12 protein-coding genes and 1 pseudogene are annotated in these 18,337 nt (G+C 73.2%); 9 read left to right on the forward strand and 4 right to left on the reverse strand.

Annotation, left to right across the window (positions count from 1 at the left end):
- Positions 1-138 precede the first annotated feature (138 nt).
- Positions 139-1,905 carry an ATP-binding cassette domain-containing protein gene (locus ACQPZG_RS03085; RefSeq protein WP_433544189.1) on the forward strand — a complete coding sequence of 589 codons (1,767 nt, stop codon included), beginning with the start codon at positions 139-141 and terminating at the stop codon, positions 1,903-1,905.
- Positions 1,902-4,133 (forward strand): annotated as a pseudogene (locus ACQPZG_RS03090) (ATP-binding cassette domain-containing protein); the annotation flags it as partial. The gene ACQPZG_RS03085 and the pseudogene ACQPZG_RS03090, both read left to right, overlap by 4 nt.
- A 51-nt stretch (positions 4,134-4,184) precedes the next feature.
- Here the strand turns inward: ACQPZG_RS03090 and ACQPZG_RS03095 are convergent.
- Entirely contained in the window at positions 4,185-5,237 is a 1,053-nt protein-coding gene (locus ACQPZG_RS03095; RefSeq protein ID WP_433544190.1) for a LuxR C-terminal-related transcriptional regulator, read from the reverse strand.
- A gap of 40 nt (positions 5,238-5,277) precedes the next feature.
- On the opposite strand from ACQPZG_RS03095, the gene ACQPZG_RS03100 reads away from it, so the two are divergent.
- From ACQPZG_RS03100 to ACQPZG_RS03110, 3 genes are all read left to right on the forward strand, one after another.
- Positions 5,278-6,975, forward strand: a complete 1,698-nt coding sequence (locus tag ACQPZG_RS03100; protein WP_433544191.1) for a chitinase — start codon at positions 5,278-5,280, stop codon at positions 6,973-6,975.
- Between the two features lie 282 nt (positions 6,976-7,257).
- A complete protein-coding gene (locus ACQPZG_RS03105) occupies positions 7,258-9,378 on the forward strand; it encodes a flavin monoamine oxidase family protein (protein ID WP_433544192.1) in 2,121 nt (706 codons plus the stop codon).
- Between the two features lie 41 nt (positions 9,379-9,419).
- The gene (locus tag ACQPZG_RS03110; protein ID WP_433544193.1) at positions 9,420-11,375 is read left to right on the forward strand and encodes a CASTOR/POLLUX-related putative ion channel; all 1,956 of its coding nucleotides are present in this window, start codon (positions 9,420-9,422) and stop codon (positions 11,373-11,375) included.
- 159 nt (positions 11,376-11,534) lie between these two features.
- Here the strand turns inward: ACQPZG_RS03110 and ACQPZG_RS03115 are convergent, their stop codons facing one another.
- Positions 11,535-12,095, reverse strand: coding sequence for a hypothetical protein (locus ACQPZG_RS03115; protein WP_433544194.1), 561 nt, complete (start codon positions 12,093-12,095; stop codon positions 11,535-11,537).
- 325 nt (positions 12,096-12,420) lie between these two features.
- Between ACQPZG_RS03115 and ACQPZG_RS03120 the strand changes: the two genes are divergently transcribed.
- From ACQPZG_RS03120 to ACQPZG_RS03130, 3 genes are all read left to right on the forward strand, one after another.
- Positions 12,421-12,996, forward strand: coding sequence for a TerD family protein (locus tag ACQPZG_RS03120; protein WP_185029716.1), 576 nt, complete (start codon positions 12,421-12,423; stop codon positions 12,994-12,996).
- A gap of 155 nt (positions 12,997-13,151) precedes the next feature.
- A complete protein-coding gene (locus tag ACQPZG_RS03125) occupies positions 13,152-13,733 on the forward strand; it encodes a TerD family protein (RefSeq protein WP_433544195.1) in 582 nt (193 codons plus the stop codon).
- 286 nt (positions 13,734-14,019) lie between these two features.
- Entirely contained in the window at positions 14,020-14,844 is an 825-nt protein-coding gene (locus ACQPZG_RS03130) for an SAM-dependent methyltransferase (protein ID WP_433544196.1), read from the forward strand.
- A gap of 53 nt (positions 14,845-14,897) precedes the next feature.
- On the opposite strand, the gene ACQPZG_RS03135 is transcribed toward ACQPZG_RS03130, so the two are convergent.
- Positions 14,898-15,554, reverse strand: a complete 657-nt coding sequence (locus ACQPZG_RS03135) for a class I SAM-dependent methyltransferase (protein ID WP_433544197.1) — start codon at positions 15,552-15,554, stop codon at positions 14,898-14,900.
- 348 nt (positions 15,555-15,902) lie between these two features.
- Here ACQPZG_RS03135 and ACQPZG_RS03140 point away from each other — a divergent pair, with 348 nt between their 5' ends.
- A complete protein-coding gene (locus ACQPZG_RS03140; RefSeq protein ID WP_433544198.1) occupies positions 15,903-16,670 on the forward strand; it encodes an NPP1 family protein in 768 nt (255 codons plus the stop codon).
- Between the two features lie 41 nt (positions 16,671-16,711).
- Here the strand turns inward: ACQPZG_RS03140 and ACQPZG_RS03145 are convergent, their stop codons facing one another.
- On the reverse strand, positions 16,712-18,139 hold the full coding sequence (locus ACQPZG_RS03145; protein ID WP_433544199.1) for a tetratricopeptide repeat protein: 1,428 nt from the start codon (positions 18,137-18,139) through the stop codon (positions 16,712-16,714).
- Positions 18,140-18,337: the final 198 nt, after the last annotated feature.

Below are 18,337 nucleotides of genomic sequence, written 5' to 3' on the forward strand. Positions count from 1 at the left end.
TCAGTCACAGGTGCGGGCCCCGGGCGAATTCCTCGCCCGGGGCCCGCACTGCGACATCACGCGCCCGGGGCGCGACCGCGCCGGCGCACGCCACTGCGCGGGGACACGAGGCGCGGGCACGAGGGAGGAACGCCGCCCATGAGGAACCAGGACCGCACAGGCAAGCACCTGTCCTCCCCCGCGGACACGGTCCTGCTGGCCGTCGCCCGCCGCAACAAGGGCCGCGCCGCCGGGGTGTTCACGGCCTCCGCCCTGTCCGCCTGCGCGGCCGTCGCCCTGCCCGCCGTCGTCGGGCGCACCCTCGACCTGCTGCTCGCCAAGGACCCCGAGGCCCGGGGCTGGCTCGTGCTGTGCGCGGCACTGGTCGCCGCCGAAATGCTGCTGGAGGCCCTCGAAGCCCTGTTCACGGGGACCGCGCAGGCCCGCTCCACCGCCTGGCTGCGCACCCGGGCGGTGTCCCGGCTGCTGGGCTGTGCGCCGCGGGACGCCGCCCACCTGACGCCGGGAGACACCGCGACCCGGCTGTCCGCGAACGCGACCGAGGCGGGAGCCGCCCCGGGAGCCGCCGCCGCCCTGCTCGCGGCGCTGATCGCTCCGGTCGGCGCACTCGTCGCGCTGGCCCTGGTGGACCTGTGGTGCGCGCTGGCGTTCGCGGCCGGGCTGCCGCTGCTGCTCCTGGTGCTGCGCGCCTTCGCCGTCGGCTCGTCCGACAGCGTCGCCCGCTACCAGCAGGTCCAGTCCACGCTCGCCTCGCTGCTGACCGAGGCGCTCGCCGGGGCGCGCAGCATCGCGGCGGCCGGGACCGTGGAGCGCGACCGCGCCCGGATCCTGGCCCCGCTGCCCGAACTCGGCGTCCAGGGACGCCGCATGTGGTCCGTGCACGGTCGCGCCGTGGCCCGCAGCGGGGTGCTGCTCCCGCTGCTGACGACCGTCGTGGTGCTGGTCGGCGGCCTCGGCGTGGTGTCGGGCCGCGTGAGCGTCGGCGAACTCCTCGCCGCCTCCCGGTACGCGGCCCTCGCCGCCGGCATCGGAGCGGTCGCCGGACTCCTCGGCACCCTGGTCCGCAGCCGCACCGCCGCCCGCCGGATGTCGGGGATCCTCACCCTGCCCGCCCTCGCCCACGGCGGGCGCGCACTGCCACCGGGCGGCCCCGGCACGCTCCGACTGGAGGGCGTCGACGTCGTACAGGACGGGAAGTTCCTGCTCAAGGACGTGTCACTGACCCTCCCGGGCGGGACGACCACGGCCGTCGTCGGCCGCAGCGGGGCGGGCAAGTCGACCCTGGCGGCGGTCGCCGGGAGGCTGTGCGACCCGGACGCGGGAAGCGTCCTGCTGGACGGCGTTCCGCTGCGGGAGCTGGGCGTCCGGCAGCTCCGCGACGAGGTGACCTACGCGTTCGAACGGCCGTCGCTCTTCGGCGACACCCTCGCCGCAGCGCTCGCCTCGGGGGCCCGCACGGCGTCGCCCGCCGAGGTGCGCGCGGCGGCCCGCGCGGCCGGCGCGGACGACTTCGTACGGCTGCTGCCGCGGGGGTACGAGACCGCCCCGGGTGACGCTCCGCTCTCCGGAGGTGAGTTCCAACGGCTCGGTCTGGCACGGGCGTTCGCGCACGCGGGACGCCTGCTGATACTCGACGACGCGACCTCCAGCCTGGACACGGCCACCGAACGCCGGGTCGAGGAGGCACTCGCCCGCGACGTCGGCCCCGGCACCCGGCTGTGCGTCGCGCACCGGCTCTCGTCGGCGGCGCGCGCGGACCAGGTCGTCTGGCTGGACGGCGGCCGGGTCCGCGCGGTGGGTCCGCACCGGGAACTGTGGCGGCAGGACGCCTACCGGGAGGTCTTCGCGGTGGACGACGGCCCCGGTCCGCAGACGTCCGCCGCGGCGCAGGGGGAGCGGCGATGAGGGCACGGCGTGCGGCCCGGGGGCATCCCGCCCGGAACGGCGACGCGACGGGGAGCGCCCACCACAGCGCCGGTGCGAGGGGCCGCGCCGGGAAGGCGGGAGCGCGGGACGGCGCGGGGCGGCGCGGCGCCGGTCGTGCCGAGCTGCGGCGGGACGGGCGCAGGTTCCTCGCCCGGCGCAAGGGAGTGCTGGCACGGCTCGCCGCGTGGTCCCTGGTGGAGTCGGCGCAGACCTTCCTCGGCGGCTACTGCCTGGCGCAGGCCCTCGACCGGGGTTTCCTCGCGGGGCGGCCCGGGGCCGGCACGGCCTGGCTGGCGGTCGCCGCGCTCGCGATCCTGGCGGGCGGGCCGGTGCCCCGCGGCGTGTTCGCACAACTCGCCCACTTGGTCGAGCCGTTCAGGGACGCACTGGTGCGTCGAGCCGTGGACCAGGCGCTGCGAAGCGCGGTCACGGGCCGGTACGGCACGGGGACAGCAGACCCGCGCACTGCGGCAGGCCCCCCTTCCGGCACAGCGCCCACCGACAAGGCCGCCCCCACCGACGAGGCCGCCGACGCCACGGCCGCCCCCGCCGAGAATGCCGCCCCCACCGGCACCGCGCGCACCGACAAGGCCGCCCCCACCGGTGAAGCCGCCACCGGCCACGCCCCTGCCCCCTCCTTCGAGGACACCGCCGACGCGGCAGGCAAGGCCGCCGCACCCGGCCCGGCGGGTAAGGCCGCCGCACCCGGCGTGTCGGGCACGGTCGCCGCACCCGGCCCCGCGGCTCCGGCGGGTACGTCCGGGGTCGCCGTCTCGCGCCTCTCGCAGCAGAGCGAGATCGCCCGGGACAGTTTCGCCGGACTGGTCCTCACGGCACGTTCGTTCGTGTTCACCGCGGTGGGCGCGCTCGCCGGGATGTTCGCACTGGCACCGGAGTTGCTGCTGGTCACCGCTCCACCGCTGGTGCTGGGGCTCGGCCTGTTCCTGGCCACCCTGCGGCCGATGGCCGGGGCCCAGCGGGCGGCCCTGGACGCGGAGGAGGACTTCACCGACCGGGTCCGCGCCACGGCGGCCGGGCTGCGTGACGCCGTCGCCTGCGGAGTGCAGCCGGAACTGGGCGACCGCGTCGTACGGTCGGCACAGGAGGCCGAGCGTGCGGCACGTGTACTGGCGCGCTGGGCGGGGGTGCGCGTTCTCGCTCTCGGCGTCGCGGGGCAACTCCCTCCCGTACTACTGCTGTTGGCCGTTCCGTGGCTCCTGGACCGAGGGCTCACCGCAGGCGTGCTGACGGGCGCGCTCACCTACCTCGTGCAGTCGCTGCTGCCCGCCCTGCACACCCTCATGACGGCACTGGGCGCGGCGGGAACCCGGCTGCTGGTCGTACTGGACCGATTCGCGCGCCCTCCCGAGGACGGCGAGGTGCCGAAGGACCCCGCCCGGGACCCGCACGCACCGCCGGCGCTCCCGGAAGAACCGCACGGCCCCCCGGACCAGCCGCCCACTCCTGTGTTCACGCCAGGACTTCCCGGCCTGGGCTCCCTTCGCCCCCCGGCCGCCGAGCTGCGTGCCGTCACCCTCGCGTACGGGCCCGGTGCGCGGCCCGTGCTGGACGGGCTCGGTCTGACCGTCGGGCCCGACGAGCACCTCGCGGTGGTGGGGCCCAGCGGCGTCGGCAAGTCCACTCTCGCCAACGTCCTCGCGGGGCTGCTCGTACCCGACCGGGGGTCGGTCCTCCTCGGCGGCCGTCCGCTCCGGGGCCGTACCCCCGCCGAACTCGCCGGGTGGCGCGCCCTCGTTCCCCAGCAGGCGTACGTCTTCACCGCGTCGCTGCGCGACAACCTTACCCATCTGCGCCCCGACACCACGGACGCCGAGCTCATGGAGGTGGTGGAGGCGCTGCGCCTCGGGCCGTTGATCGCGCGGCTCGGCGGCCTCGACGCCACTCTCGTACCGGCGCAACTCTCGGAAGGAGAGGCCCAGTTGTTGACGCTCGCGCGCGCCCACCTGTCACCGGCGCCGCTGCTGGTACTGGACGAGGCGACCTGCCACCTGGACCAGGAGTGGGAAGGGCGCGTCGAACGGGCTCTGGCGGCCAGGCCGGGGGCGCTGGTCGTGGTGGCGCACAGGATGTCCTCCGCCCTGCGCGCCGACCGGGTCCTCGTGCTGGACGGAACCCGGGTGGACTGCGGGACCCACCCGGAGCTGCTGGAACGTTCCGTCCTCTACCGGGACCTGACCGGGCACTGGCAGGAGGAAGGGACGCGGAACGGCGGCAGGCCGCGCACCGGTGGCATCCGGTCACACCCAACCCGCGCCGTGCGCGATGCGTATGGCGTCCACGCGGTTGCGGGCGCCCGTCTTGCGGATGGCGGCCGCGAGGTAGTTGCGGACGGTCCCCGGCGACAGGTGCAGGGCGAGAGCGATCTCGCCGACCCCGGCCCCGGCCCCGGCGAGGGACAGCACGTTCAGCTCCCGCGGCGTCAGCGGGATGTCCGTGGCGTGCAGGAGGTCGGCGGCCAGGGATCCGTCGACGTACCGCTCTCCGCGGGCGACGCTGCGGACCCCCTCCAGTAACCGTTGCGGCGAACCCTCCTTGTCGACGTAGCCGAGGGCTCCGGCCTCCAGGGCGCGGCGCAGTACCCCGGGTCGGCGGGCGGCGGCCAGGACCAGCAGTCCGGCGCCCTTGGGCATCGCAGGACCGACGGCCCGGTCCGCACGCGCACGCCCGGACAGTTCCGATCCCCGCCGCCCTCCCGTATCCCGCCCCGTTCTGGCGCCCCTGCCTCTTCGTGAGGTCGGCACGCACGGAGCGGCGAACCGGGGTGGCAGCTTCTCCGCGTCCGTCACCCAGACCTCCGCCCAGCCCGGGTCCTGCGAGCAGGGGTCCGTGACTCCGCACGAGACGTCGAGATCCTCCTCCTCGCGCAGCAGGGACGCCAGGGCCGAGCTGAACAACCCTGCCGCATGGTCGACTTGGACGCGTATCACGCTGCGCTCCTTCATCTGGCAGCCGGATGGATCCGGCGGGACACTGCCACACCAGTTCCCACGCCGGGCAGTACCCAACGTCCCTGTGCGTATCCCGTGAAGCACAGGGGGCACATGGTCCGTCGCTGTGCGCCACCGTGCGCCCCGGACAAGTGTGCGGTTCCGTGTGGTGCTTGACTCCGCACCCGCGTAGCTCGTCCCCCCGTTTCCACCGATGTCCGGACCCGCTGTCGCGCGAGGGCCGTCGCCGGGCCCGCCGCATGCGTCCGCGCGCCCGGTGAAGTGCTGCCGCTTTTCCTGTCGAACACCTTGACAACCGCAATGGTCTGGACCAGCTTGTACCTCCAACGGTGGCCACCGCATCCCCTCACCTCCCCCACACCTCTCTCCCCGGAGGAAGCAAGTGGACCGCCAACGCCTGCCCGCACGACGCCGTTCGGCCTTCGCCGCCGGCCTGACCGCAGCCGCCCTGGCCGCCGTCGGCCTGGCCACCGCGCCCGCCGCCCAGGCAGCCGACCTCAACGTCGCCAAGAACGCCGGATTCGAGTCCGGCCTCGCCAACTGGACCTGTACAGCGGGGACCACCGTCACCACTCCGGTGCACGGCGGCACCGCCGCCCTCAAGGCCACCCCGGCCGGCCAGGACCACGCACGCTGCTCCCAGGCCGTCGCCGTCAAGCCCGGCGCGACCTACACGCTGTCCGCCTGGACCCAGGGCGGCTACGCCTACCTCGGGGCGAGCGGCACCGGCACCACCGACGTGTCGACCTGGTCGCCGGGTTCGACCGGCTGGAAGCAGCTGACCACCACCTTCAAGGCCGGCCCGAACACCAAGTCCGTCACCGTCTACACCCACGGCTGGTACGGGCAGGCGGCCTACTACGTCGACGACGTCTCCGTCTTCGGCCCCGACGGAGGCGGCGGCACCGACCCGGAGCCCGGCATCCCGGCCGCCCCCACCGGGCTGACCGTCGGCTCGCCCACCCCCACCTCCCTCACCCTGTCCTGGTCCGCCGCCGCGGGCGCCACCTCCTACCACGTCTACCGAGGCTCCACCAAGGTCCAGACGGCGAACGGCACTTCGGCGACGGTCACCGGACTGACCGCCGACACCGCGTACGACTTCCAGGTCACCGCGGTGAACGCGGCGGGCGAGTCCGCCAAGTCGGCCGTGGTCAGCGGCCGAACCACCAAGGGCGGCACCCAACCGAACCCCCGCGTGCCGCGGCACGCCCTCACCGGGTACTGGCAGAACTTCGACAACGGCGCGGCCGTGCAGAAACTGCGCGACGTGCAGGCCCAGTACGACATCATCGCCGTCTCCTTCGCGGACTCCACGGCCACCCCCGGGCAGATCGTCTTCAACCTCGACCCGGCGGTCGGCTACGCCAGTGTCGCCGACTTCAAGGCGGACATCGCCGCGAAGAAGGCGGCCGGCAAGTCGGTGATCATCTCGGTGGGCGGCGAGAAGGGCAACGTCATCATCAACAGTGACGCCTCCGCGACCGCCTTCGCCAACAGCACCCACCAGTTGATGCAGGAGTACGGCTTCAACGGCGTCGACATCGACCTCGAACACGGCATCAACTCGACCTACCTGACGAAGGCGCTGCGCCAGCTCTCCGCCAAGGCGGGCCCGGACATGGTCCTCACCATGGCCCCGCAGACCATCGACATGCAGTCGACCGGCACCGAGTACTTCAAGACGGCCCTCGCCGTGAAGGACATCCTGACCGTCGTCAACATGCAGTACTACAACAGCGGATCAATGCTGGGCTGCGACGGGAAGGTGTACAGCCAGGGTTCGGTGGACTTCCTCACCGCCCTCGCCTGCATACAGCTCGAAGGCGGCCTCGACGCCTCCCAGGTCGGCCTCGGAGTCCCGGCCTCGACCCGCGGCGCGGGCAGCGGCTACGTCTCCCCGGCGATCGTCAACAACGCCCTGGACTGCCTCACCCGGGGTACGGGCTGCGGCGCCTTCAAGCCGACGAAGACGTACCCGGCACTGCGCGGCGCGATGACCTGGTCGACCAACTGGGACGCCACCGCGGGCAACGTCTGGTCGAACGCGGTCGGCCCGCACGTGCACGGCCTGCCGTAGGCACCCGGACGACGAGCTGCCGCGTGTGCTCCACGGGGACTTCCCGCGGAGCACACGCGGCCGTCGGCCCGCCGCACGCCCCGCAGCGGCCCCGTAGCGGCCCCGGGGAACCGGCCGCGCCCTGACGAGGCCGCCGCCCGCGTCGTCACCGGACCTGAGACGGACGGGGTGAGCCGGCGCGACTGCGCCGCACCGGCTCCCGTTCGGCCGAAGGGTGGCTTGTTGCCCGGCACTTCGGCGTGCCTCGCCGACTCCCGCACGCGGCGGGCGCTCCCTTGGAGCGTGAACGAAACAGTGAACGCCGCCGTCACCTCGAACTCCGCGAGCCTCAGCCGCCGCACCTTCACCGCCGCGACCGGTGCCGCCGTGCTCGCCGCCGGGACGGCGTCGGCGGGGCCGGCGAACGCCACGGCCCCGGCAACACCGCACGCGGCACCGCCCCTCGCACCCGCGGTCCCCGACTGGGAGCGCTGCCTGGCGGTGGCCCGGCAGGTGCTGGTGCTCGCCGCGGACGGCACCGACCTCAAGCGCAGGTACCTGGAGATCCTGATCGACAACGGACTGCCGCGGAGCCGGACCCGCCCCAAGGACGTCCTGGTCGTCGGGGCGGGCCCGGCCGGCCTCGCGGCGGCGATGCTGCTGAGGCGGGCCGGACACCGGGTGACGGTACTGGAGGCCAACGGCAACCGGGTCGGCGGCAGGATCAAGACCTTCCGCACCCTGCCCGGCGAGGAACCCCCTTTCGCCGATCCGGCGCAGTACGCGGAAGCCGGCGCGATGCGCATCCCCGAGGCGCACCCGCTCGTCCTGGCCCTCATCGACGAACTGGGCATCGAGCGGCGGCCGTTCCACTACCTCGACACCGTGGACGGCACCGGGAATCCGCAGGCCGCGCCGCCCGCGGTGGTGCACCGCTCACCCGACGGCAGCCAGTGGCGGCGCGGTCCCGAGCGCACCGACTTCGCCATGCCCGAGCCCGCCCACCGCACCTGGATCAAGGTGAACGGCCTGCGGGTGCGGCGCGCCGACTACCTGCGCGCGCCCGCCAGGGTGAACGCGACCTTCGGGGTGCCGCAGAAGTACCTCCACGTCACCGCGGGGAAGATCCTCGGCGACCTCCTCGACCCGGTCCGCGACGAGTTCAGCGTCCGGGGCCCGGACGGCACCCGCACCAACAAGCCACAGCGCGAACTGGTCGAGGGCTGGGCGAGGGTGGTGCAGCGGTTCGGGAACTGGTCCATGTACCAGTTCCTGACCCAGCACGCCGGACTCGACGACCGCACCGTCGACCTGATCGGCACCCTGGAGAACCTCACCTCGCGGCTGCCGCTGTCGTTCCTGCACAGCTTCATCGGCTCCTCCCTGATCCGGCCCGGCATGACGTTCTGGGAACTGCCCGGCGGCACGGCCGAACTGCCCGACGCCATGCTGAGGGAACTCGGCGGCGACGTGGTCCGGATGAACCGCCGGGTCACCCGCATCGCGTACGGGAACGGGGAGGACCGGAACTCCGGCGCGCACCCGCACACCGGGCCGCGCGGGTCGAAGGTGTGGGTGGACACCGTCTCCGAGGGCCGCGGTCCGGGCGGCAAGGTCGAGCGGGAGCAGTTCACCGCGGACGCCGCCATCATCACCGTGCCCTTCTCCGGCCTCCGCCAGGTCCAGTTCACCCCGCAGCTGTCGTACCCCAAGCGCCGTGCCGTCATGGAGATGCACTACGACGCCGCCACCAAGGTGCTGCTCGAATTCAGCCGCCGCTGGTGGGAGTTCACCGAGGACGACTGGAAGCGGGAGCTGGAGGCCGTCCGCCCCGGCACGTACGACGCCTACCTCAAGCACCGGCTGCCCGACGACGGCAGGATGCTCGGCGCCCATCCCTCCGTCCCGGCCGGCCGGATCCCGCAGGCCATGCGGGTCCAGTACGCCGCACACGGCTGGGAGACCCGCGAGGTCAGCGAGGCCACCGGAGCCACCGGCGGCGGTTCCGTCAGCGACAACTCCAACCGGTTCATGTTCCACCCCTCGCACCGGGTCGAGGGAAGCGAGGGCGGCGTGGTCCTCGCCTCCTACAGCTGGGCGGACGACGCCCTGCGCTGGGACTCCTACGACGACAACGAGCGCTACCCAATGGCGCTGCGCGGCCTCCAGGAGGTGTACGGACGGCGCATCGAGGTCTTCTTCACGGGCAGCGGCCGCACCCAGAGCTGGATGCGGGACCCCTACGCGTACGGCGAAGCGGCGGTCCTGACCCCGGGCCAGCACCTGGAGCTCATGCCGGACGTCCCCGCCGCCGAGGGCCCGCTGCACTTCGCGGGCTGCCACACCTCCGTCAAACCCGCCTGGATCGAGGGCGCCCTGGAATCCGCCGTCCGTACGGCACTCGAAGTCCACCTCCAGCGCTGAGAACCCGCCGCCCGCGCGGCCGGGAGAAGGAGGAGCCGCTCTTGCTGCGGAGTCTGCACTACAGGTTCGACAACGTCATGGCACGCGGCACCCCCGCCCTGATCGGTCTCCTGGCCGCCGCGTGCTTCCTGTTCACCCTGCTCAACGGAGTACTCCTGCTGCTGCTGGCCCCGGAGGCCCTCCACCACCGGAGCGTCGGCTCCTCCCTCTGGGCGGGCTTCCTGCGCGTACTGAGCCCGACACACCTGACGCGGGACCGGGGGCCGGCGCCGTTCCTGGCATCGGCCGTGGTCATGGCCTTCGGCGGCATCCTGCTGATGAGCACCCTCATCCCGGTGATCAGCGCGGGACTCCAGAACCAGTTGGCGCGGTTGCGGCAGGGCAGGTCACCGGTGGTCGAGACGGGGCACGTCGTCCTGCTCGGCTGGTCGTCACAGGTGCACGTGATCGTCGCGGAGCTGGTGGAGGCCAACCGGAGCAGGCGGCGCGCCTGCGTGGTCGTCCTGGCCGAGAAGGACCGTACCGAGATGGAGACCGAGATCCGCGAACGGGTCGGCGACCTGGCGAGCACCAGGGTCGTCTGCCGGACCGGGGACCCCGCGGACGTCCTCGACCTCGCGCTGGTCCGCCCCGAGCGGGCCCGGTCGGTGATCATCGTGGCGCCCGAGGAGGACAGGCCCGACTTCGCCGTCATCAAGTCCCTGCTCGCCGTCTCCCGCACCCGGCGGGAGGACGGAGCCGGACCGGACATCGTGGCCGGGATCAAGGACAAGGAGAACCTGCCCGCGGCACGGCTGGCGGGCGGCGCGAACTGCCGCCTCGTCAGCGTCCAGGGATTCATCGCCCGGCTGCTGGTGCAGACGAGCCTGCACGCCGGACTCTCCTCCGTCTACACCGAACTCCTCGAATTCGCGGGCGACGAGATCTACATCCGGCCCCAGCCCGAACTGGTGGGCCGGACCTTCGCGGACGCCCAGCTCGCCTACCGGACCTCCAGCGCCATCGGACTGCTGGAGGGCGACGGCCGCATCGTGCTCAACCCGCCCGGCGGCACCCGGATCGGGGCCGCCCACCAGATCGTCGTCATCAGCGAGGACGACAGCACCGTCGAGACCGCGGAGGCCCCCGCCCGGCCCGTCCCCGCGCCCCTGCGGACGCCGGCCGGGACGGAGCGCACGGGGCGGGCGGTGCTGATCCTGGGCAGCAACCAGCGACTCCCCGACGTCGTCGGACAGCTCCGCGCCCACCTGCCCGACGGCTCCCGCATCGACGTGGTCGCCGACCGGGGCCCCTCGGACCGGAGCCGGGGCCTGTCCTCCGCGCACGAGGACGGCGGCCTCTCGCACCCGGCCGAAGCCCTGGGCCTCGGGCACAGCGACGCAGCGGACGACCCGGACGACACGGACGACCCGGACGACCCCACGACGGTGAGCTTCCGCCGGGCGGACGTCACCCGCAGGGACGTCCTCGAAGCCCTCGCGCTGGAGAACTACGACCACGTGCTGGTCATCAGCCCCGACGACTGCGACCCGCTCCGCGCCGACGCCCGCACCCTGACCGTCCTCCTGAACCTGCGGGACCTCTCCGAACTGCACACCCACACCTACTCGGTGGTCACGGAGATGGCCTACGACCGCCACCGCGCCCTCGCCCAGGCCGCCAGGCCCGACGACTTCGTGGTGAGCGGCAACCTGCTGAGTCTGCGGCTCGCCCAGGTCTCCGAGAACCCCCGGGTCGACGTGATCTTCGAGGAGCTGTTCTCGCCGGAGGGCTGCCGGATCGCCCTGCAGCCGGCCGGAGACTACGTCCCACTGGGGGAGGAGAGCGACTTCTACGCCGTCGTCGACGCGGCCCGGCGACGGGGCGAAACCGCCATCGGGCACCGCATCCACGCACGGGCCCACCTGGCGCCCCGGTACGGGAACATCCTCAATCCGGACAAGACGCAGCGCGTCAGCTACGAGGACCCGGACCGGATCATCGTGCTGACCGGCTGACCGGCTGACCGGCTGACCGGCTGACCGGCTGACCGGCTGACCGGCTGACCGGCTGACCGGCTGACCGGCTGACCCGCTGACCGACTGACCGGCCCGGCCGCGGACCTGCCCCTCCGTGGGCGGTTTCCGGAACGTGTGGGCCGTGCACCGCCCCCCGGGTCAGGACCGCCGGGCTTCGGCGCCCGGCGGGAGGAGGTACCACGCCGTCGTGGCCCACAGGACGCCGGCGCAGCCCAGACCCGCCGCGGTCTGGACCGTGGACTGCGGGGCCCCGGCGAGGGCCACGGCACAGCACACCGCACCGACGCAGAGGAGCAGGGCGCCGGTCCAGCGGTACTCCGGGCGGCCGAAGGGCCGCGCCAGCGGGAAGAAGTGCACGCCCACCACGACGGCGATGAGGGCGGGTATCCAGCTGGACGCGCCGGTGAGGTTTCCCACCACGACCACGACGGCGATCCCCGCTCCCTGGCCGACGTTGCTCCACATGAACGTGCGTGCGCCGCGTTCGTACGCCTCGCGCCCACCGGTGCCGTCGAGGCGGCGGGCAGCCAGGACGAGCAGGGACACGGCGGCCACGGCACCCGCGAGCAGGGCGGCGGTGCGGACGCCGCCGTCCAGGACCAGGGCGCCGACGAGCCACCAGAGGGTGCCGAAGAACGTCAGGATCATGCCGGAACTGCGGGTGCCGGAACGGGAATTCGAACGGAGAGGGGAGTCCATGACGGCAATTCAAGCCCATCGGACACCGTCGGGCGGGGCCGTACCCGGACCCGCTGCGCCGCGACAGCACCGAACCTCCGGGACAACAGCTCCGCCCACTGCCCGGAGCGCAGCCGCAGGAGGGGTCCGCGGCGGAGGGGGCGCCTGTGGGAAAGGGGGGCGTGAGGTTCGGCCCGGTGGGGACGGACACGCCCGCGTGGCCGGAAACCCGCCGCTGACAGTCGCAGTTCGCACCCGTCGGCACTTCTACAGTGCTGTAGATTTTCAACCCTGTGACACCTGCTGCCGGGGTGTGCGCGTCCCGGCACCGACGAAGGGAAACGACATGGGCGTGAGCCTCGCCAAGGGCGGCAACGTATCGCTGAGCAAGGAGGCCCCCGGCCTGACCGCCGTTGTGGTGGGCCTGGGCTGGGACGTACGGACCACCACGGGCACCGACTACGACCTGGACGCCAGCGCCCTGCTCGTCGACGAGGCGGGGAAGGTGCTGTCCAACGAGCACTTCGTGTTCTTCAACAACCTGAAGAGCCCGGACGGTTCGGTCGAGCACACGGGTGACAACCTCACCGGTGAGGGCGAGGGCGACGACGAGTCGATCAAGGTGGACCTGGCCTCGGTACCCGCCCAGGTGTCGCGGATCGTCTTCCCGGTCTCGATCCACGACGCCGAGTCCCGCGGCCACAGCTTCGGCCAGGTCCGGGGCGCGTTCATCCGCGTCGTCAACCAGGCCGGCGGCGCGGAGATCGCCCGGTACGACCTGAGCGAGGACGCCGCCACCGAGACCGCCATGGTCTTCGGCGAGCTGTACCGCAACGGCGCGGAGTGGAAGTTCCGCGCGGTCGGACAGGGCTACGCGAGCGGACTGGCCGGCATCGCCTCGGACTTCGGCGTCGAGGTCTGATCCGGCTGCGTCACCGGGTGCGGGCATGGAGCCCGCACCCGGGCCGTGCGGTCGGACAGGCGGTCGGCGGTCTCCGCCCCGCTGCCGACCGGACGTCCGTCCGTACCACTCGTGCCACCCGTACCGCCCGCACGCCACAAAGAAGGAGACACCGCGTGTCCGTGAACCTGACCAAAGGTCAGCAGATCAGTCTCAGCAAGTCCGACGGCGGCGCACTCACCGTCGTGCGCATGGGACTGGGCTGGAAGGCCGCTCCCCGCAAGGGCTTCCTCGCCAAGCTGACCGCCCGCGAGATCGACCTGGACGCCTCGGCGGTCCTGTTCGCCGACAAGCAGGCCGTGGACGTGGTCTTCTTCCAGCACCTCGTCAGCGACGACGGCTCCGTCACCCACACCGGGGACAACCGTGTGGGCGGCGCGGGACAGGGCGGCGACGACGAGTCCATCGTGGTCGACCTCTCCCGGGTGCCCGTCCACGTCGACCAGATCGTCTTCACCGTGAACTCCTTCACGGGACAGACCTTCGAGGAGGTCGACAACGCCTTCTGCCGCCTCCTGGACGAGACGAACGGCCAGGAACTCGCCCGGTACACCCTCACCGGTGGCGGGCGTCACACCGCGCAGGTCATGGCCAAGGTGGTCCGGCAGGGCAGGGGTTGGCAGATGGAGGCGCTCGGCTCACCGGCCGACGGCCGCACGTTCCAGGACCTGATGCCCGCCATCGCCGCGCACCTCTGAGCGGCTTGCGCAGGTAACTCCCGCGCTTCGACGACGGGTTGCGGGGGCGCCGGTCGCCCGACCGGCGCCCCCGCAACCAGGCCCCCCGGGATCGTCGGCGCAAGCGGCGGCCCGCACCTCCCGGGTCCGAGCACGCCCGGCCGGTCCGAAGCGCGCCCGGGGAGGGCGGTGTCCGGTAGCACGGCACACGCCCGGCCGACATTCACCTCGGCCAACCACCGGCCGTCCGGCGGAAAACGGCCTAGGTTGGGGGCTGATCATTCAAGACGCGCCGCAGGAGGCTCCCGTGTCCGACCGTAACCCCCCTGTTGTCTCGGCCGCCGAACTGAACGAGCGGATCGATACGGCCACACCGCACTCCGCACGCTTCTGGAACTACTTCGTGGGCGGCAAGGACAACTACGAAGTGGACCGCGAACTGGGCGACCACATCAGGGAGATCTTCCCCGGCCTGGCCGACGTGGCGCGCACGAGCCGTCAGTTCCTGGGCCGTACGGTCCGCCACCTCGCCGAGAACGAGGGCATGCGGCAGTTCCTGGACATAGGCACCGGCCTGCCGACCGCCGACAACACCCATCAGGTCGCCCAGCGGGCCGCACCCGACTCGAAGATCGTCTACGTGGACAACGACCCCCTGGTGCTCGCGCACGCCCGCGCTCTGCTCACGAGCACGCCGGAGGGGGAGACCGCCTACATCGACGCCGACCTGTACGAGCCCGAGGCGATTCTCAAGGCAGCGGCGGAGACGCTGGACCTCTCCCGGCCGGTCGCGCTCGTCATCCTCAACACCCTCGGCCACGTCGCCGACCACGGCCGGGCGTGCACGCTGGTGTCCCGGCTGATGGCCGGTCTGCCGTCGGGCAGTCACCTGGTGATCAGCGACAGCACCTCCACCAGTCCGGGCATGATCGCGGCGTCGGAGGCATATAACAAGAGCGGCGCGGTGCCCTACCACGTGCGCACCGTCGACGAGATCGCCCAGTTCTTCGACGGGCTGGACCTCGTCGAGCCCGGCATCGTCGAGGTCACGCGCTGGCGTCCGGACTCCGAGGGCCCGTCCGGCGCCTCGGTGTCCGTCGACGCCTACGGCGGGGTGGGCCGCAAGCCGTAGCGCGGTGGGCGGAGCGGCCCCGCGCCGCTCCGCCCTGCGCGGACGCCGCCGGGTCAGGCCGTCGGGTGCGGGTCCGACCGCTCCCGGCGGCCGTGCACGAAGAGGTGGGGCTCGGGTCCGGCGCCGGGGTGCGCGGGCGTGAACAGGAGACCCTCCTGATGGGTCACCGTCAGCCCCGCCTCCCGTACCGCGGCGGTGAAGTCCTCGGCGGCGAAGCTGGTCACCCGTACGTCGCGGCCCATGAAGACGCCCTGGACGTCCTCGACGTCCAGGGGCACCGTCGCCAGCGCGCAGAGCCCGCCCGGCCGCAGGGCGCGCACGAGGCGGTGGAGGAGGGCGGACTGTTCGGCGCGTGACATCTGGAGCAGCGAGAAGTAGACGCAGACCGCGTCGAACGAGGCTTCCGGCAGGGGCATGTCGTGGATGTCCGCCTGCTGGAACTCCGCCTCGGGCACCTGCCGGCGCGCGAGAGCGACCATGACGGGGGAGACGTCGACGCCCAGTACGCGGTGCCCGGCCGCGGCCAGGGCGGCAGCGGTGGGCCGCCCCGTGCCGCTGCCCACGTCGAGAACCCGGCTGCCGGGGGCCAGGTCGTCCAGCAGCCGGCGCAGGGAGTCGTGGTGGGCGGGGGAACCGCCGAAGGCGCGCTCGTAGTCGGCGCCCAGCGCGTCGAAGACGGCCGCCGCCCGGTGCGTCTGCTCGTCGTCCATGGCGTGCGTCCCCTCGTCGTACTCCCTCGGGCGTCCGGTGGGCCGTGGTGGGTCCTGCCCGGCGTCGTCACGGATGCCTCGCCCGGCCCGGCGGGCCCCGCGTCCGCGCATCGTTCCATGCCCACCGGCTCGCCACAACGCCGCCGCCCCGCACTCCGCGCGCGGGACGCGGGTGCGGCCTCCGCCGAGCGCGGCCCCCTCCGGGCCGCCGGGTCCGCGCCGGGCAAGCGTTGGCCGGCGCTTCATCCCGGCGACATCCCTGGACGCCGGAACGGTCACGGGGTTCACTCAATCTGGGATGGGCATGTCAAGACGGGGTGTGCCGGAGGCCGACGACAAGGGGACACAGTGAAGAGGACGTCACGGATCCGCAGGATGCCGCTGGTGCTGGCGAGTGCCGTCGCGCTGGTCCTCGCCGCGTCCGGCAGCGCCCACGCCGAGCCGCCGCAGGCGCTGCCCGCGCACGCGGACGCGCTGGAGCGGACGTACCAGCCGGCCTTCGACTACGACACGGACGGCTGCTACCCCACCGCCGCCATCGGCCCGGACGGGACGACGAACGGCGGCCTGAAGCCCTCCGGTGCCCTCAACGGCCAGTGCCGTGACGCCCGGGACCTCGACAACACCAACGGATACGCGCGCCAGAAGTGCAACAACGGCTGGTGCGCCGTCATGTACGGCCTGTACTTCGAGAAGGACCAGGCGGTGGCGGGCAGCGGTCTCGGCGGACACCGGCACGACTGGGAGCACGTCGTCGTGTGGGTGCAGAACGACGAGGCGCGGTACGTGGCCACTTCGGCGCACGGGAAGTTCGCCGTCCACCCCCGCGACCGCATCCGCTGGGACGGCACGCACCCCAAGGTCGTCTACCACAAGGACGGCGCGGGCACGCACTGCTTCCGGGCCGCGAACGCGAACGACGAGCCCCCGGAGAACCACGAGCGTGCCTGGCAGTTCCCCGCCCTGGTGGGCTGGAACGGCTACCCCGCGGGGCTGCGCGACAAGCTCGGCCGGACCGACTTCGGCAGTGCCGTGTTCGGCCTGAAGGACGGCAGCTTCGCGGCGCACCTCGCGAAGGCCAAGCCGTCCGGAATCGCCTTCGACCCCTACGCGTAGGCCCCGGGACGCAGTCCGCCCGAGCCGAGCCGGGCGGGCGGTCAGGCGGAGTCGGCCGGACCGGCCGGGTGGCCGGCGCGGTGCCGGGCGGTCCTGGCCTCGGCGTGGCGGCCCAACTGATCGGCGAGCCGGGCCCGGGCGAGCCAGTTGTACGGGCAGGCCGGGCGAAGGAAGAGACGCTCGCTGATCAGGGAACGGGCCAGGTCGGTGCGGCGGGCGCGGAGTGCGGCCTCCAGGAGGGTCTTGTGCACGGCGTCCCGCTGCGCGTGGCTGCCGCCGAACCCGGCGAGCCGGTGCCGGACCGGGAGCAGGAGCTCGACCGCCTCCTCGTAGCGGCCCGTCCCGTACGCGAGGAGCGCCGCGCAGACGGGCAGGCCCACGTCGGCGGTCATGGCCCGGTTCGACACCTGGGGCCCGGCCGCGTCCCGGGGGGAGGCCAGCCATCGGCGACGGTCGGCCACCAGCCGTTCCGCGTCGGCGATCCGGCCGGCCCCCACGTACGCCATGACGATGTGGGCGTCGTTGAACGCGTAGTGCGGACCGTCCGCGCGCCCGGCCCACAAGTCCGCGAGCCGGTGCCAGCGCACCGGCTGCGCGTCGCCCGCCAGGAGCAGCCTCCACAGCAGGGCCGACGCGTCCAGCAGTTGCATGGCGAGTGCGTCCGTGCCGGAGTCGTGCGGAAGGACCGAGGCGTCGTACACGTCCAGGACGCGGTCGGTGTCGCCCGACTCCATGGCGAACAGCGCGTAGTGCCACCAGTTGTGGACGTTCAGGAAGTTGCCGGCGGACCAGTCGGCGACGTGCGCGTCGAGGAAAGCGATGCCGTCGGAGAACCGGCCGCGCATCTCGAAGGTGTGCGCCACGCCGTGCACGCCCCAGACGTCGCGCGCATTGAGGGCCAGTGCCTGCCGGCCCGCTTCCTCCGCCTGCTCGTAGTGGCCGGACTCCTCCAGGCCGAAGGCGTACATCCCCTTCAGCGGGCCGTAGTGCGGGTCCGTCTCGTCCCAGGCCCCCAGCGCCCCGCCGATGCGGTCGCGCAGCCGGCCCGCGTCGCCCGTGAGGAAGTCGAGCTGGTGGCCCGCGGCCAGCGCCAGCGCGTCCCGGGGCCAGCCGACCGACAACTCGTCGAGCAGCCGGGCGGCTCCGTGGAGGTCGCCGTCGAGGCACGCCCCGGCCGCGGCCAGGTGCAACCGTTCCCGCGCAGTGGTCCGCGCGTCGTCGAGCGCGGCGCGGAAGCGGGCGAAGGGGGCGCGGGCCGCGGCGGCCTGCGCCTGCTCCGTGCCGAGAACGGCCAGGTAGGCGTGGAGCACGTGCCCCATCGGGGAACCGGGGGAGGCCCGCAGGACGTCCGTCGCCCGGTCGGTGACCTCGGGGCGGAAGAAGAGCAGTGCGTCCACGGCCCGTTCGTAGTGCTCCGCGGCGTCACGGCCCGTGTCGCTCATGGTGAGTCGGTGCCGGTCCACTGTCATCGGGGCTCCCAAGGGCTCTGGAGGAAGGGCTGCGCCGGGCAGGGCGTGTCCTCATCCTGCCCGGGGGAGCCGCGGTCGACGACTGCCGACGGCCCGACGGCTCCGTGACGGCACGGCAGGTGTTCACGGACAGTTCACCCGAAGGTGTCTTCCGCCCACCCGGTGCGGCTCTCCCGCTTGATCGAATGCACCCAGAGG

Origin of the sequence: Streptomyces sp. CA-294286, assembly GCF_050947155.1 — a bacterium.
Taxonomy (GTDB): domain Bacteria; phylum Actinomycetota; class Actinomycetes; order Streptomycetales; family Streptomycetaceae; genus Streptomyces.